Origin of the sequence: Candidatus Frankia alpina (genome assembly GCF_902806485.1) — a bacterium.
GTDB lineage: Bacteria > Actinomycetota > Actinomycetes > Frankiales > Frankiaceae > Frankia > Frankia alpina.
This window is the reverse complement of sequence record NZ_CADCWT010000563.1, coordinates 1-546: the sequence shown is the minus strand read 5'-3', so window position 1 is coordinate 546 and position 546 is coordinate 1. Positions and strand designations below refer to the sequence as shown.

Annotated in this window: 1 protein-coding gene and 1 pseudogene; both read right to left on the bottom strand. The window is 71.6% G+C overall.

Annotation, left to right across the window (positions count from 1 at the left end; all coding sequences use genetic code 11):
- Positions 1–51: 51 nt before the first annotated feature.
- Positions 52–276, bottom strand: a pseudogene (locus G6R25_RS24510) (biotin carboxylase N-terminal domain-containing protein); the annotation flags it as partial.
- 38 nt (positions 277–314) lie between these two features.
- A partial coding sequence (locus G6R25_RS24505; RefSeq protein WP_272871468.1) for a carboxyl transferase domain-containing protein occupies positions 315–546 on the bottom strand: 232 nt, incomplete at its 5' end.

Below are 546 nucleotides of genomic sequence, written 5' to 3'. Positions count from 1 at the left end.
CACCAGATCGCTTGAAACCACAACTCAACGACACCTAACAAAGCCCTACTAGGCAGCGGTGGCGGCCGCGGCCGCGACCACTGCGGCGATGTTCAGGTAGGACTCGCGGGCCGGCGCCGGCCCGATCCGCACGGCCACGTCGGCCTCCCGCACGTGGCGCGCGCCCGCGTCGGCGTCCGAGTAGACCGCCACCGATTCGATGCCGAGTTCACGCAGGGTCCGGATCACCCGGACGGCGATCTCCCCGCGGTTGGCCACCAGCGCTGTCGAGAACATCGTCGCCCTCACCGTTGTCGCGGTCACCTCCGTCGCGGTCACCTCCGGAAGATGCCGTAGCCGGGCGGGTCCATCGGCGCGTTGGCCACGACCGACAGCGCGAGCCCGAGGACCGTGCGGGTGTCCCGCGGGTCGATCACCCCGTCGTCCCACAGCCGGGCGGTCGAGTAGTAGGGGCTGCCCTGCGCCTCGTAGCGCTCGCGGATCGGGGCGCGGAAATCCTCCTCCGCCTCGGCCGGCCAGTCCTGCCCGCGGGCGGCGTACTGCTCC